This is a genomic window from Arthrobacter sp. 01N442, assembly GCF_056399345.1.
Map to the genome: position 1 here is coordinate 18015 of NZ_JBFTRD010000002.1, position 13547 is coordinate 31561.

The following is a 13547-nucleotide window of genomic DNA, read 5'->3' on the forward strand; positions in this document are numbered from 1 at the left end:
TGCCGGGTCAGCGCACCGTCACCGCGCCCACACGGATGCGGCGCCGGAGTGACCGGTGATGATGCTCTGGTAGACAAAGAAGGCGCCAGCCAGGGCTCCGACAACCAGCAGGCCTGTCCGCAAAACCCGGTTCGTGCGAAGGCCGCCGAGGAACGCGAACCGCCGCCCGATCGGTTCAAAGCTGACGATGATCATCGCGGCAACGATCACGAAGAAGATGACCGAGACGACCTTCAGCACGTCACCCTGCTCCGCATGTTCCCGGACCAGTTGCGTAGCCGGTCGGGCCTTCTCCAGCTGCTCCCCCGCCTGCGCGGTGACGAGCGCGACCGGGACGAGTCCCAGCGAAAGGACCCCCAACGGCCAAGCCAGGTACCTGCGCCAACGCGGGGCTGCCGCGTAGATGATGGCGGCGAGGCCGGCGATTGGGCCTAGCACCACGACGGCGTGGACCAGAAGGATGTGGGCCGGGAGCCCGGCTATTTCAATCACGTGGAAACTCCTACGGTGGACGTGGGCTGCGCACTCCCGGCGTGGGGGGCCGGAGCTTCTATGATTCTTGCATGGCACAACGTGGGCTCGCGGACATAGCGGCGCAGCTCTACGCCATGCCGTTCGACGGCTTTGTCGCAGCACGCAATGCCGCGGCCAAGGAGTTGCTCGCAGCAGCGGAGTCCACCCCGGAGCTGCGCTCCCGCGTCGCGGCGGTGCGTTCCCTGCCCAAGCCCTCGGTGAGCGCCTGGGCCGTCAACATGCTCGCCTGGCACCGGCCCCAGGCGCTGGGTGACCTGGCCGAGCTGGGACTCGCGATGCGCCGGGCGCAGGCCGCCCTCGACGCGGCGACGCTCCGCAGCCTCTCCCGGGAACGGCGGACCATGCTGGCCGGTGCCGTTGACGCAGCCCGGGCCGAGGCGGAGCGGCAGGGGCGGAAGATCAGCGGCACCGTCGCGACGGAAGTGGAACAGACCCTGCGCGCGGCCACCGCCGACGAAGAAGCCGCTACCGCCGTCCGGAGCGGGCGGCTGCTGCGGGCGCTCTCAGCGGACGGCGTCGACGTCGTGGACCTCGACGGCGCCGTCGCCGTTCCGGAAGCACCGGGGCCAACGCTGCGGAAGGGTTCGCCTCCCACGGTGGCTCCGGCAGGAGCAGCCGCTGCTCCCGGGCCGGCCCAACCGCGCCTGCGGGCCGTCAGGCAGGACCGGCCCGCCCCCAGCCCGTCAGCGACGGACCGCGCCCAGGCCGCGCTGCGGGAAGCCACGGACGCCGCCTCTTCCAGCGCCGCGGAGGCGGAACGCAGGGCCAACGAGCTGCTGGACACCCAGCACACCGCGGCTACTCTGACCGAGGAGGCGGCCCGGCTCAAGGAGGAACTGGCCCGGGCCGACGCCGAGCTGCGGCAGGCCCGCAAGCGCCTCGAACTGGCCGCCGCCGCATCGCAGCAGGCAGCCCGCACCGCGGAGAAAGACCGCCGCCGGGAGGACCTGGCCCGGGAACGGGTGCTGCGGCTCGGCGACACGCCGGGCCGCTGAGCACATACTGTCAGAGGCCGGTTGCAGACTTAATTCATGGAACAGCATCAGGATTTCGCAGCCGCAGCGCAGTCTTCAAACCGGTCTTCGGATCAGCCAGCGGCAGATCATTGGGCAGTCACCTACCTGGACACCGACTGTGGCCGGGTCCGCACCGAAACTTTCGACGACGCCCTGGCGGCCGAGCGCTTCGCCTGCCGGCGGGTCCAGGACGAACACGGCTGGGCAATCGTCGACGCCGTGCGGCCACGCCAGAGCCGGGCCGCCGCCTAGCCGTCCTTGCCGCTGCCGCCCCCGTGGGAGGGGGCCGGGTTCGCCGGGCCGTCCGAAAGTTCGCCCACAGGGCCCTTTTGGCGGACGGCGGGAGGGAGTACCTTTCGAGGTGGAGGCCCCTTCTTTGCGGTGTCGGCAACCGCGGAGAGCTCGGCCTTGGTACCCGAAAAGAGGCCAGCATGCACTCACGGATGCGCGGGGCGTCGATTCTGGCGGCCTCCATTGCCTTGGCAGCGGCCGGATGCAGCACCACCAGCGGACTGTCCCAGAGCGGCCCGCAGTCCGCTGACGATGCAACTGTCCTGACCCTGGCTACCGCTGGCGGCCCCGACGGACGGGCCGCAGCGCAGGTCCGGCAATTCGCCAGCCAAGTGAAAGAACTCTCGGGCGGCACGCTCCGGATTGAGCTCGTGCTGAAAGCGGCTGCCGACGAAGCCGGTGCTTGGGACCAGGCGGTGGCCCAGTCCACCGAGGGCGGCGATTTCGACATGGCGCTGGTCCCGGCCCGGACCTGGGAGGCGGAGGGCATCAGATCCTTTATGGCACTCTCGGCGCCGTTCCTCCGGGCCTCGGACCAGGTGGTGGCCAAGGTCGTCTCGCCCGAAAATGCCGGCGGCATGATGGCCGGGCTGCGGCCTGTCGGACTCACCGGACTGGCCCTGCTCCCGGATGGCCCGCGGATGCTCTTCTCCTTCGGCAGACCCATCATGGCACCGGCCGAACTCGCCGGAAAGGTTGTCCGGGCCCCCGGCTCAAGCACAGGAAATGCAACCCTGAAAGCATTGGGGGCCAGCCCGCAGGCACTGGCCGGCGAACTGTTCACCGACGCCCTGGCCAAAGGCACGGTTAAGGCTGCCGAGTCTTCCTTCACGCGGGCCGCAACCTTCCCGCGGCCAAGCACCGTGGCGGGAAATTTGCCCGTATACGTGAAGGTCAACTCGCTGGTCATCAACACCAAGGCCTACGCGCACCTCGCCGCGGACGACCGCCGCGTCCTGCTGGAGGCCGCCGCCAGGACCCAGGAATCGGTCACCGAAGCCAAGGCCCGTACCGCTGACGAAGCGGCCGCCTTCTGTCGACGCGGCGGCACAATCGTCGCCGCCACGGACCAACAAATCGCAGCCTTTGAAGCCGCGGCGGCACCGGTCTACGCGCAACTCGAGCGGGATGCCGCTACGAAGGCGCTGATCGCAAAAATCCGGTCGCTCACCGACGCTCCTGACGGAGCCTTCGACGTCGCACCCTGCGGCCCGGGCGCGTGACGGCCCACAGAAAGAGCGGTCCAGGGCCGGTAGGCCCTGAACCGCTCGTTTCTTATCGTTTGTTACCGCTTGCAGGGAACCCCTGCCATGGCGCTAGCGCCTAGGCGAAGTCGGAAACCGCCGGGTCCGGGCCGATACGCCCGGCGCCCTCAGCGGAGCGGTCCAGGCCGTTGATGGCCTCCACGTCCGTCGCGTCGAGGGTGACGTCCAGGGCCGCATAGTTCTCGCGGATCCGCGACTCGGTTACCGACTTGGGGATCACCACGTTGCCGATCGCGAGGTGCCAGGCAATGACCACCTGTGCCGGCGTGGCGTTGTGCTTGGCCGCGATCTGGGCGATGACCGGGCTTTCCAGCAGCTCCCCGCCCTGGCCCAGCGGCGACCACGCCTGGGTGAGGATGCCCTTGGAGGCGTTGAATTCGCGCAGCTCCGCCTGGTTGAAGATCGGGTGCAGCTCAACCTGGTTGATGGCGGGGACGACGCCGGTCTCGTCGATCAGGCGCTGCAGTCCCTCCTTGGTGAAGTTGGAGACACCGATCGTCTTCACGCGGCCGCGCTTCTGCAGCTCGATGAGTGCCTTCCAGGTGTCGACGTACTTGTCCTGCTTCGGCTGCATCCAGTGGATGAGGTAGAGGTCCAGGGTCTCAAGCCCCAGGCGCTCCATGGATTCCTCGAACGCCTGAAGCGTGGATTCGTATCCCTGGTCCGCGTTCCAGAGCTTGGTGGTGATGAAGATTTCCTCGGGCTTGAGGCCCGAACGCTCGATCGCGCGGCCCACCCCTGCTTCATTTCCGTAGATCTTGGCGGTGTCGATGTGCCGGAAGCCGGCCTCGAACGCCTGGACGACAACCTTCTCGGCTACGTCGTCCTCAACCTGCCACACACCGTAGCCAAGCTGCGGGATGGTGTTGCCGTCATTGAATGTCAGTTCGGGTGAAGAAGTCATTCGTCCATCCTGCCAACCGGCGGTCCCCCATGCCAGCGTTTTTCCGCCGCTAAGCTAGGCGCTTAACCCGGAATATCCGGCAGCCCCGTCTATCGCCCGGCCTACTCGTTCGGCGGGCGCAGCATCAGTCCCCTGCGGTTGTCTCCGCGAGCCGCCGTTCGGCGTCGTCGATGTGTTCCACGACGGTCTCGGCGCGGCGGCGCACCGACGCCGCACCGACCGGGACCGGCCCGACGGCGAGGCGCAGCATCGCCGCTGCTTCCGCTGTCATGGCCAGCGCGTTGCCCGCCGTGGACAGGGCCCGATGCACGCCGCTCAGGGCTCCGGGGATGTCCAGGCCGTCGCTGGGAGAGCGGCGCTGTGCCTCCATGCAGATCTGTCGCACCCGCACGGCCAAGACGGACAGCTCGTTGGCGATCTCGACCAGTTCCGCGTAGAGGGCCTCATCCTCAACCCCTTCGAGGACCTGGTGGTACCGGTCCAGGCCCCGGACGAACCGGTCGTGGGCGCGCCGCCACAAGCCCTTGCCGAGTTCTGCGTCGTCAATGCGTCCTTGCCGTGCCGCGCTAAAGAATCCCAAAGCGGCCCTAGAGGTACTGGCCGGGACCGTGGTCCGGGTCGGCGGGACGGGCGGGCTGGGTGGGGTCTTCGCCGGGCTGCCGCTCTGCGGCCCGCTGGGGTTCGCCGTTTTCACCGATGACGACGCCGGGCGCAATCATGGTGCCGGGCGGCAGCTGGCGGAGCTGAAGCTGCGCGGCCGCGTGCTCCCGGGCGGCATGCTGGGCTGCGATCGCGGTCTGGATGCCGTGAAAGAGCCCCTCGAGCCAGCCGACCAGCTGGGCCTGCGCGATGCGCAGTTCCGCATCGGAAGGGGTGCCGTCCTCGGGGAACGGCAGATGGATCCGCTCGAGCTCCTGCACCAGCTCGGGCGCGAGGCCGTCCTCCAGTTCCTTGATCGAGCGCTCGTGGATCTCCGCCAGGCGGATCCGCGCCGCGTCGTCCAGCGGGGCAGACTTCACCTCGTCCAGCAGTTGCTTCAGCATGGTGCCGATCCGCATGACCTTGGCGGGCTCGTCCACCAGGTCCTGCAGGTGGCTGGCCCGGCCGCGCTCGGCCGGGCCGCGGGAATCGGAGGGGCGCGGCGCCGATTCCGTAGTGGCCGTGTCGGAGCCGGGGGCGTCGGGCGTCGCGGAGGTGGCGATGCCCTCCAGCGGTGCGTCCCCGCCGGGCTGAGTGTCGTTCGGATCGCTCATGGCTTCATACTCTCACGCTGCAGCGGGACGCAGAGGGTGGATGTCGCCCAGGTGGCACCGGGGGCCCGCTCTCCCGCGGCGGGCTCCGCCAGTGAGGCCCCCGCGGCGGGCTCGCCAGAAAGCCCCGGCGGCGGGTCCGCCGTCGTACGCGCAAATGGCAGGGGCGCCGTCGGGAACTGGTGTTCCCAACGGCGCCCCCTGCACCGCGGCAGCCATGTCAGCAGCAGCGGCCTTGCGGATTGCTGTCCTGGCGGTCGGTGTGGTCCCGCCAGAAGTCCCGCTCACACATCGGCGGACCATCGTGGCCCGAGGCCTGATGGTGCTCCAGGTACTTCTTGTAGGCATCGGCTCCAAGGACACCGCTGAAGTACTCGGCAAATCCCCGGAATCCCGCTAGGAGTGCGTTCATGGCAGCAACCGTCAGTGCCGTGCGGAGTGTTCGAGCCGCTGGTCGGCCGGCAGCTTCTTCCACTCCGCGTCCAGCTCCCGTTCGGCCGCGGTCGGGAACAGCCCGGCCGGCGCGAAGACGCGGGACGGCTGGGCCGGATCCTCGTATTCGACGTTGGCGGTGCCGGCGGAGGCATTGCGGAACGCCTTGGCAGTGGCGATCAACGCCGTGATGATGACGATGATGCTCAGCACCACGAAGATGACCGAGAGCCAGCCCTGGATCATCGTGTTGCGGACCACGGCTTCCATGGCAGCCTGGGTCTTGGCCGTGCCGAAGGAGGTCTTACCGTCGGCCAGGGCCTTGGCGAACGCCGCGTTGTTGGCGAAGTACCCGACGGCCGGGACCGGCGAGAAGATCTTGTAGAAGCTCGCGGTGATCGTGACGACGGCCGCGAACGCGAGCGGCAGGGCCACGATCCACAGGTACTTGAAGGTGCCGCGCTTGGCTACGATCGCGAGAACCACGGACAGTGCAATGGCAGCCAGCAACTGGTTGGCGATACCGAAGAGCGGGAACAGCGTGTTGATGCCGCCCAGCGGGTCGGTGACGCCCATCAGCAGCACCAGGCCCCACGCGGCAACCATCACCGCGGTGGCGAGCCAGGCTCCCGGCCGCCAGGAGTGATCCTTGAACTTCGGAACGAAGTTACCGATCGAGTCCTGCAGCATGAAGCGCGCGACGCGGGTACCGGCGTCGACCGCGGTCAGGATGAAGAGCGCCTCGAACATGATCGCGAAGTGGTACCAGAAGGCCATCATGGCGGTACCGCCAATGAACTGCTGCATGATGTGCGCCAGGCCCACAGCGAGCGTGGGCGCGCCGCCGGAACGGGAGATGATGCTCTGTTCGCCTACGTCCTTGGCGGTCTGGGCGAGGACATCGGGCGTGATGTTGACTCCGGCCAAGCCCAGGCTGTTGACCCACTGCGCGGCCGTCTCAACCGTGCCGCCGGTCAACGCGGTGGGGGCATTCATGGCGAAGTAGATGCCTCGGTCAATCGAGATCGCAGCTACCAGCGCCATGATGGCGACAAAGGATTCCATCAGCATGCCGCCGTAGCCGATCAGGCGGGTCTGGCGTTCCTTTTCGATCAACTTCGGCGTCGTGCCCGAGGAGATCAGGGCGTGGAAGCCGGAGAGCGCGCCGCACGCGATGGTCACGAACAGGAACGGGAACACGGCGCCGGAGAAGACGGGGCCGTTGTCACGGGAGGCGAACTCGCTGAAGGCCGGGACCGTGATTTCGGGCCGAACCACGATGATGGCCAGGGCCAGCATCACGATTACGCCGATCTTCATGAAGGTGGAGAGGTAGTCGCGCGGGGCGAGGAGCAGCCACACGGGCAGGATCGCGGCGATGAAGCCGTAAATGATCAGGCCCCAGGCGATGGTGACCTTATCCAGGTGGAAGAACGCGGCACCCCATTCGGTGCCGGCCACGGCGCCGCCGCCGATGATGGCGGCCATCAGCAGCACGAAGCCGATGAGCGAGACTTCCATGACCTTGCCGGGGCGCAGGTAGCGCAGGTACACGCCCATGAACAAGGCGATCGGGATGGTCATGCCAACGGAGAAGACGCCCCAGGGGCTTTCGCCGAGGGCGTTGACGACGACGAGTGCCAGGATGGCGACGATGATCACCATGATCAGCAGCGTTGCGACGAGGGCGGCGGTGCCGCCGATCACGCCGAGTTCCTCACGGGCCATCTGGCCGAGCGAGCGGCCTCCGCGGCGCATGGAGAAGAAGAGGACCAGGTAGTCCTGGACGGCGCCGGCAAGGACGACGCCGATGATGATCCAGATGGTGCCGGGCAGGTAGCCCATCTGGGCTGCGATAACCGGGCCGACGAGCGGGCCGGCGCCGGCGATGGCGGCGAAGTGGTGGCCGAACAGCACGTTGCGGTCGGTGCGGACATAGTCCTTGCCGTCAGCCTTGTACTCGGCCGGGGTGGCGCGGCGGTCGTTCGGCTTGGTGATGTACCGCTCAATGACCTTGGAATAGAAGCGGTAGCCGATCAGGTACGTACAGACCGAGGCGAACACGAACCAGATCGCGTTGACCGTCTCGCCCCGGACGATCGCGAGCATGAACCAGGCGACGCCGCCCAGCAGTGCGATCGCCACCCAGAGCGCGATTTTCGCCGGTGTCCACTTGCGCTCTTCCGCTTCGCGGACGGAATCATCGACGGCCGTGGCCGGAAGGCCCGGCACCGGCGTGATGCCATCGTCGACTCGTGCGGTGTTTGGCCCGCCATCTGGCATTGTGCCCATGTCTCCTCCTTGAGAAACCCCATCTGACAGATCAGCAGTCAGATCTGCCCCAAGGCACCCTATCAATGCAGCATCAGCTTGGACATGACCCCGGGGCCGCAGGGCCCTGCGGCTCGGCAAGCGGTGCAGAGTCCGCGGTGAACGGCGTCACACCGGGGGTGCCGGCGGGCTGGCGGGCCCGGGCGGTCAGGCCGTGGATGCGGTCAGGCCGGGCCGGTCAGGCCGGGGATGCGGTCAGGCCGGGCCGGTCAGTTGCAGAAGGCGGGCCTCGCAGAGGTCCAGCCAGCGGACCTCTGCCTCGGTCTGAAAGATCAGCGAGTCAAGGACCAGCAGCCTGGCCGTGTCCGCGGGCCTCGGGTGCACCACGGCCTCGCGGCGGGACTTGGTGTACTCCTGAAGCGCCCGGATGGAGACGGCGCGCTGGGCCTGGATGAGTGCGCCGACATCGACGGCAGGCAGCGTCAGGGCGAGGGCAAGTTTGATAGCCAGTTCGTTGCGCGGCGGATTGGCGCGGCCCACGGGAGCGTGGAACCAGCCCTGCACCTCCGCGAGGCCGGCCGTCGTAATGCTGTAAACAATGTGGCCGTCGCCGTCGGCGCCGTCCTTTTGCACGAGGCCGTCGCGTTCGAGGCGGTCGAGGGTGGTGTAGACCTGCCCGATGTTGAGGGGCCAGGACGATCCGGTGCGATCCTCGAATTCAGTCCTGAGCTGGTACCCGTAGCGCGGCCGGTCCTGCAGCAGCGCAAGAAGGCTGTGGCGGATAGACATGGTGCTCCCGACGGTAGCAGGACGACGGCATACACGCGCCCCAAGACGCGTGTATACCGCGTATGGAATCACACTATCGTCGTTTACCCCGGACAAGCGCCATGCATATGCCGATTCGTGCATGTCGTCCGTCACATGGGGTTACATGACGAGCAGGACCTTGCCCACGTGTTCGCCGGAGTCGAAGTAGCGGTGGGCTGCCTGGACCTGGTCGATGGGGAAGGTCTTCGCCACGAGCGGCCGAACCCGGCCGTCGGCGAGCAGCGGCCACACGGCGTCGCGGACGGCGTTCATGATGACGGTCTTTTCCTCCACGGGGCGGGGACGGAGCGAGGTGGCGATGATGGCCGCCCGCTTACGGAGCAGCTGGCCGAGGTCCAGTTCGCCTTTGGTGCCGCCCTGCAGCCCGATCACAACGAGCCGGCCATAGTCGGCCAGGGCGTCGACGTTCTGTTCCAGGTACTTGGCGCCGACGACGTCGAGGATGACATCCGCACCCTTCCCGCCGTTCTGGGCGCGCAGGCTCTCCGGGAAGCGCTCCTCGGCGTAGTTGATGGCAATATCGGCGCCGAGGAAGGCTTTCGCGGTGCCGACCTTTTCGGCCGTGCCCGCGGTGGTGGCGACGTGGGCGCCCAGGGCCTTGGCCAGCTGGATGGCCATGGTGCCGATGCCGCCGGTGGCCCCGTGGATAAGCACCGTTTCCCCGGCCTGCAGCTGGGCCGTCATCACCAGGTTGGAATACACCGTGGCAGCGACTTCCGGCAGCGAAGCGGCGGTGACGAGGTCCACGCCGTCGGGGATGCGCAGGACCTGGCCGGCCGGAACGGCCACCTGCTCCGCATAGCCCCCGCCGGCCAGCAGGGCCACGACTTTGTCCCCGACGGAGAAGGGCTTGGTGACACCGGGGCCGAAGCCGGCGATCCGCCCGGAAACCTCGAGTCCGGGAATTTCGGAGGCGCCCGGCGGGGGCGGGTAGTACCCCATCCGCTGTTGGACGTCCGCCCGGTTGAGTCCGGCGGCGACGACGTCGATCAGCACCTCGCCCGGGCCGGGAACAGGCGCCGGGACCTCGCGGAGCTCCAGGACCTCCGGACCGCCGGGCTCTGAGATGTAGACAGCCTTCATGGAGAACTCCCGATTCCTTACTGATTTCGTGCGGGCAGGGCACCCCCGGCGCGCGGCGCGGGCAACGCCCTTCTCCAGAGTAAGTGGCCGCACCGGCGTCGTCTGCGAGCGCCGCCTGCTTTTTGTGGCTGCCTAAAGGCTATGAAACACTACTCTTCAAGGAAGGTTGTCCGAGCGGCCGATGGAGCTGGTCTTGAAAACCAGTGTGCGGTAACCCCGTACCAAGAGTTCGAATCTCTTACCTTCCGCGGGTGCGCAGAATCTGCGCGACATTGAGGCCGGTTGGCGCGATCGAAAGATCGCTCCAACCGGCCTCACCTGTCTTCGCTTCCGTTCGGCGGAACGCTCAAGCGGAAGCGGCTCAGATCAACCCGGGATAGCTGGACAGAATATAGTCCGCGGCCGCGGGACCCTTCATGCGCAGCGGCGTGTAGCCGGGACGGATCTTCTTCTCTTTCATGGCCGCCCAAAAGGCGTCTTCGGGCCGGGGCACTGCCCGGGACAGGAAGCACCAACTCGTGTAAACGCCGTAAAGGCAGTCCCGTCCGAGGACGGAGCCGCGTGCGGCGTCGGGGGTGGTGGCTTCTTGGAGGAACTGGTCGTACTGCGAATCTGCCATGGTGGCTCGTTTCCGCTGGATGCATATTGTGCCGCCGAGGGCTACAGCGGCAGACACTTGAACGCCATGCACGGGCGCCAAGCCGGTCCGGATGCCGCAGTGCGGCAAATTCAGGACTTATCTACACTGTAGACAGTAGGCGTAGACTTCGATGTAAGCAAGCTTGTTTACCAATTACCGTTTACCAATTACCCAGGACGGCTCCGTTGTGGCACCGGGCCCGCCCGACAGGATCAGAACCTATGCCCCCCGCAGCAAAGCCGTCCCCCTCCGCGACTCCCAAACCCCGCCTTAGCCGTGAGCTCGTGCTATCCGCAGCCCTGGCGCTGGTGGATGCCGAAGGACTCGACGCGCTCACCATGCGCCGGCTCGGGCAGGAACTCGGCCGGGACCCGATGAGCCTGTACCGCTACGCCGAAAACCGCGCGGCCCTCCTTGACGGCGTCTCGGAGCTGGTCCTCGACGAACTGGAAATCGTCCCGGAAGACCCGGACTGGCAGGCCCAGCTCCGGCGCATTGCGCACTGCCTGCGCGAGCTCGCGCTCAAGCATCCGAACGTCGTGCCGCTGCTCGTCACGCGCCCCTTGTCCACTCCCCTGGGCCTCCGCCCGCTGGGCACCTTGCGGCCGCTCGAACAAATTCTCGCGCTGCTGATCGACGCCGGCTTCGCCCCGACCGACGCCCTGCACGTCTACCGGGCCTACTACGGCTACCTGTACGGCCACATCCTCAACGAGCTCCAGGAGTTCATCGTGGACCCGGAGGAAAACGAGGTCCTGCTCCGCTTGGGTCTGCACCGGCTGCCCCCGAAGGAATTTCCCCGCCTCCGGGCGCTCGCACCGGTCCTCGCGGATTACGACGGAATGGCCGAACTGGACGAAGGCATCACCATCCTGTTGTCAGGCCTCGCCACCCGGCTGTCGCCTACGGCCTGATCGGGGCCGGCCGGCAGAGGCACCCCGCACGGATCCTGACCAGCGCTAAAATGGCCGCATGACACCGCAGGAGCTGGCCAATCTGGTCCACCTGCGCCGGGCACGGGACCTGATTGACCGCGATTACGCCCGGCCGCTCGACGTGCCCACGATGGCCGCCGGCGCCCTCATGTCCCCCGCGCATTTTTCCCGCCAGTTCAAGGCGGCCTACGGCGAGACACCGTACAACTACCTGATGACCCGCCGGATCGAGCGTGCCATGGCGCTGTTGCGGGCCGGCGCGGGTGTCACCGACGCCTGCATGGAAGTCGGCTGTACCTCGCTGGGGTCTTTCAGTTCCCGGTTCAGGGAGATCGTCGGGATGACCCCCAGCGCCTACCGGGCCCGGGAGCACCACGCGGTGAAGGCCATGCCATCCTGCGTCGCCCGGCAGCACACCCGCCCGCCCAGGAAGCCGAGCAGGATTGAAGAAGCGCCCCAACGCCCGCCGTCGTAGCGTGTGATTCATGAACATTTCACTCCAGTACGCACAAATCACCGTCAACGACCTCGACGAGTCGCTCGCCTTCTACCGCGACGTTCTCGGCCTGGAGGTGCGCAACGACGTCGGCTCGGACGGCCACCGCTGGGTCACCCTCGGCAGCGCCGCCCAGCCCGACCTGGAAATCGTGCTTTCGCCGCCGCACGCCGGCCGCTCCCAGGACGACGGCGACGCACTCCAGCAGCTGCTCACCAAGGGAGTCCTGCCCGTGATCGTCTTCCGCACGGACGACCTGGATGCAACCTTCGAGGCCGTCCGCGCCGCCGGCGCCGAAGTTCTCCAAGAGCCCATCATCCAGCCCTGGGGGCCGCGGGACTGCGCCTTCCGCGACCCGTCCGGCAACATGGTCCGCTTCAACCAGGCCTGAGCCGACCGTCGGGCGAAGCAGGCGCCAGGGCACCCCGGCCCGAGGATCGGTGCCGGCGCCGGGTTCCCCGCAAGCCATTGAAACTGTCGGACCCGCGGAATAGTCTCTCCATGTTTGACTCTGGCCCACCCATCAGCAAGCCGCGGCCACCGGGAAACAACCGGAGCCGCGCAGAGCAGGAGATACCAATGCCGAGCCCTGACATCACTCCCGGCGCACCGTGCTGGATCGACCTCATGACCACGGATACGGACAAGGCGAAGAAATTTTACGGCGAACTCTTCGGCTGGACCTTCGAAGCCGGAGACCAGGAGACCTACGGCGGCTACATCACCGCCTCGAGGAACGGTAAGTCCGTAGCGGGGATGATGCAGAAGACAGCCGAGCAGGCCGGGTTCCCGGATGTGTGGAGCACCTATCTGCGCGCCGACGACGCCGCCGCGACCGCGGAGGCCGTGAAGGCACACGGCGGCCAGGTCTACATGGAACCGATGGAAGTGCCGGAGCAGGGCAAGATGGCGATGTTCGCAGACGTGGGCGGCGCCTCGATCGGCGTCTGGGAGCCGCGCGAGATGAAGGGCTTCCAACTCGTGGCCGAACCGGGCGCCCCCGCCTGGCACGAACTTCACACTAAAGACTACGCCGCGGCCGTGAAGTTCTACCAGGACGTATTCGGTTGGGACACGGATGTCATGAGCGACACCCCGGATTTCCGGTACACCACGCTGGGTGCCGCGGAAACGGCAAAAGCCGGGATCATGGACGCCTCCAGATACCTCCCCGCAGGCGTGCCCGCCAACTGGCAGGTCTACTTCGCCGTCCAGGACACCGACGCCACCGCTGCCCAAGCCGCGTCACTTGGAGCCACCGTCGTCCAGGCACCCGAAGACACCCCGTTCGGCCGAATCGCCACGCTGAGCGACCCGACCGGCGCGATGTTCAAGATCGTTGCAGAGACTTCCGGGAAGGACACCGCCAACGCCTAAGCCCGCGGGCTTCATAAATCCTTTGGAAAAACTGCGATAAGAAATACCGGCCATCCGAATCCCAAGCGGCTACTGGCCGGTATTCTTTTGACTGCCCAGGCCTGGGGTTAAGCCCCGGGCCGTCAAAAGAGTCATACCAACACCGTCGCTGGGGCCACCTTGTTGGGCTTCCGCCACGGCTGCGAGGCGTTCCGCTGGGGGCCGTCGCGCCGAATGCGCATG

Annotated in this window: 16 protein-coding genes and 1 tRNA gene; 8 read left to right on the forward strand and 9 right to left on the reverse strand. The window is 67.3% G+C overall.

What is annotated here, in order from left to right:
- Nucleotides 1-18: 18 nt before the first annotated feature.
- Nucleotides 19-492 carry a DUF2231 domain-containing protein gene (locus AC1DNC_RS02450; RefSeq protein WP_476860986.1) on the reverse strand — a complete coding sequence of 158 codons (474 nt, stop codon included), beginning with the start codon at nucleotides 490-492 and terminating at the stop codon, nucleotides 19-21.
- 71 nt (nucleotides 493-563) lie between these two features.
- Between AC1DNC_RS02450 and AC1DNC_RS02455 the strand changes: the two genes are divergently transcribed.
- The 3 genes from AC1DNC_RS02455 (at nucleotide 564) to AC1DNC_RS02465 (ending at nucleotide 3064) form a co-directional block, all read left to right on the forward strand.
- A complete protein-coding gene (locus AC1DNC_RS02455; RefSeq protein WP_476860987.1) occupies nucleotides 564-1529 on the forward strand; it encodes a hypothetical protein in 966 nt (321 codons plus the stop codon).
- Nucleotides 1530-1565: 36 nt separating this feature from the next.
- Nucleotides 1566-1802: a hypothetical protein gene (locus AC1DNC_RS02460; protein WP_476860988.1), complete on the forward strand. Its 237-nt coding sequence runs from the start codon at nucleotides 1566-1568 to the stop codon at nucleotides 1800-1802.
- Nucleotides 1803-1981: 179 nt separating this feature from the next.
- Nucleotides 1982-3064 carry a TRAP transporter substrate-binding protein gene (locus AC1DNC_RS02465; protein WP_476860989.1) on the forward strand — a complete coding sequence of 361 codons (1083 nt, stop codon included), beginning with the start codon at nucleotides 1982-1984 and terminating at the stop codon, nucleotides 3062-3064.
- Between the two features lie 100 nt (nucleotides 3065-3164).
- On the opposite strand, the gene AC1DNC_RS02470 is transcribed toward AC1DNC_RS02465, so the two are convergent.
- From AC1DNC_RS02470 to AC1DNC_RS02500, 7 genes are all read right to left on the reverse strand, one after another.
- Nucleotides 3165-4010, reverse strand: a complete 846-nt coding sequence (locus AC1DNC_RS02470; protein WP_476860990.1) for an aldo/keto reductase — start codon at nucleotides 4008-4010, stop codon at nucleotides 3165-3167.
- A 124-nt stretch (nucleotides 4011-4134) separates the two neighbouring features.
- Entirely contained in the window at nucleotides 4135-4590 is a 456-nt protein-coding gene (locus tag AC1DNC_RS02475; protein WP_476860991.1) for a hypothetical protein, read from the reverse strand.
- Between the two features lie 7 nt (nucleotides 4591-4597).
- Entirely contained in the window at nucleotides 4598-5263 is a 666-nt protein-coding gene (locus AC1DNC_RS02480; protein ID WP_476860992.1) for a bacterial proteasome activator family protein, read from the reverse strand.
- A 217-nt stretch (nucleotides 5264-5480) separates the two neighbouring features.
- A complete protein-coding gene (locus AC1DNC_RS02485; protein ID WP_476860993.1) occupies nucleotides 5481-5672 on the reverse strand; it encodes a YbdD/YjiX family protein in 192 nt (63 codons plus the stop codon).
- An 11-nt stretch (nucleotides 5673-5683) separates the two neighbouring features.
- On the reverse strand, nucleotides 5684-7975 hold the full coding sequence (locus tag AC1DNC_RS02490; RefSeq protein WP_476861575.1) for a carbon starvation CstA family protein: 2292 nt from the start codon (nucleotides 7973-7975) through the stop codon (nucleotides 5684-5686).
- A gap of 243 nt (nucleotides 7976-8218) precedes the next feature.
- Entirely contained in the window at nucleotides 8219-8752 is a 534-nt protein-coding gene (locus AC1DNC_RS02495; RefSeq protein ID WP_476860994.1) for a PadR family transcriptional regulator, read from the reverse strand.
- 141 nt (nucleotides 8753-8893) lie between these two features.
- Nucleotides 8894-9877, reverse strand: coding sequence for an NAD(P)H-quinone oxidoreductase (locus AC1DNC_RS02500; RefSeq protein ID WP_476860995.1), 984 nt, complete (start codon nucleotides 9875-9877; stop codon nucleotides 8894-8896).
- A gap of 160 nt (nucleotides 9878-10037) precedes the next feature.
- Between AC1DNC_RS02500 and AC1DNC_RS02505 the strand changes: the two genes are divergently transcribed.
- Nucleotides 10038-10125: transfer RNA gene (locus AC1DNC_RS02505), tRNA-Ser, on the forward strand.
- Nucleotides 10126-10238: 113 nt separating this feature from the next.
- On the opposite strand, the gene AC1DNC_RS02510 is transcribed toward AC1DNC_RS02505, so the two are convergent.
- Nucleotides 10239-10496 carry a hypothetical protein gene (locus tag AC1DNC_RS02510; protein ID WP_476860996.1) on the reverse strand — a complete coding sequence of 86 codons (258 nt, stop codon included), beginning with the start codon at nucleotides 10494-10496 and terminating at the stop codon, nucleotides 10239-10241.
- 242 nt (nucleotides 10497-10738) lie between these two features.
- On the opposite strand from AC1DNC_RS02510, the gene AC1DNC_RS02515 reads away from it, so the two are divergent.
- From AC1DNC_RS02515 to AC1DNC_RS02530, 4 genes are all read left to right on the forward strand, one after another.
- Nucleotides 10739-11431 carry a TetR/AcrR family transcriptional regulator C-terminal domain-containing protein gene (locus AC1DNC_RS02515; protein WP_476860997.1) on the forward strand — a complete coding sequence of 231 codons (693 nt, stop codon included), beginning with the start codon at nucleotides 10739-10741 and terminating at the stop codon, nucleotides 11429-11431.
- A gap of 58 nt (nucleotides 11432-11489) precedes the next feature.
- Entirely contained in the window at nucleotides 11490-11927 is a 438-nt protein-coding gene (locus AC1DNC_RS02520) for a helix-turn-helix transcriptional regulator (protein ID WP_476860998.1), read from the forward strand.
- Nucleotides 11928-11937: 10 nt separating this feature from the next.
- Nucleotides 11938-12339 (forward strand): VOC family protein, encoded by a 402-nt coding sequence (locus AC1DNC_RS02525; RefSeq protein ID WP_476860999.1) that lies wholly within the window; start codon nucleotides 11938-11940, stop codon nucleotides 12337-12339.
- Between the two features lie 188 nt (nucleotides 12340-12527).
- Nucleotides 12528-13325, forward strand: a complete 798-nt coding sequence (locus AC1DNC_RS02530; RefSeq protein ID WP_476861000.1) for a VOC family protein — start codon at nucleotides 12528-12530, stop codon at nucleotides 13323-13325.
- Nucleotides 13326-13547: the final 222 nt, after the last annotated feature.

Coding starts and splice junctions, on each gene's coding strand:
- AC1DNC_RS02495 (WP_476860994.1), bottom strand. CDS start 8,752: ATGTCTATCCGCCACAGCCTTCTTGCGCTGCTGCAGGACCGGCCGCGC.
- AC1DNC_RS02460 (WP_476860988.1), top strand. CDS start 1,566: ATGGAACAGCATCAGGATTTCGCAGCCGCAGCGCAGTCTTCAAACCGG.
- AC1DNC_RS02525 (WP_476860999.1), top strand. CDS start 11,938: ATGAACATTTCACTCCAGTACGCACAAATCACCGTCAACGACCTCGAC.
- AC1DNC_RS02510 (WP_476860996.1), bottom strand. CDS start 10,496: ATGGCAGATTCGCAGTACGACCAGTTCCTCCAAGAAGCCACCACCCCC.
- AC1DNC_RS02520 (WP_476860998.1), top strand. CDS start 11,490: ATGACACCGCAGGAGCTGGCCAATCTGGTCCACCTGCGCCGGGCACGG.
- AC1DNC_RS02455 (WP_476860987.1), top strand. CDS start 564: ATGGCACAACGTGGGCTCGCGGACATAGCGGCGCAGCTCTACGCCATG.
- AC1DNC_RS02485 (WP_476860993.1), bottom strand. CDS start 5,672: ATGAACGCACTCCTAGCGGGATTCCGGGGATTTGCCGAGTACTTCAGC.
- AC1DNC_RS02500 (WP_476860995.1), bottom strand. CDS start 9,877: ATGAAGGCTGTCTACATCTCAGAGCCCGGCGGTCCGGAGGTCCTGGAG.
- AC1DNC_RS02490 (WP_476861575.1), bottom strand. CDS start 7,975: ATGCCAGATGGCGGGCCAAACACCGCACGAGTCGACGATGGCATCACG.
- AC1DNC_RS02515 (WP_476860997.1), top strand. CDS start 10,739: ATGCCCCCCGCAGCAAAGCCGTCCCCCTCCGCGACTCCCAAACCCCGC.
- AC1DNC_RS02530 (WP_476861000.1), top strand. CDS start 12,528: ATGCCGAGCCCTGACATCACTCCCGGCGCACCGTGCTGGATCGACCTC.
- AC1DNC_RS02480 (WP_476860992.1), bottom strand. CDS start 5,263: ATGAGCGATCCGAACGACACTCAGCCCGGCGGGGACGCACCGCTGGAG.
- AC1DNC_RS02470 (WP_476860990.1), bottom strand. CDS start 4,010: ATGACTTCTTCACCCGAACTGACATTCAATGACGGCAACACCATCCCG.
- AC1DNC_RS02465 (WP_476860989.1), top strand. CDS start 1,982: ATGCACTCACGGATGCGCGGGGCGTCGATTCTGGCGGCCTCCATTGCC.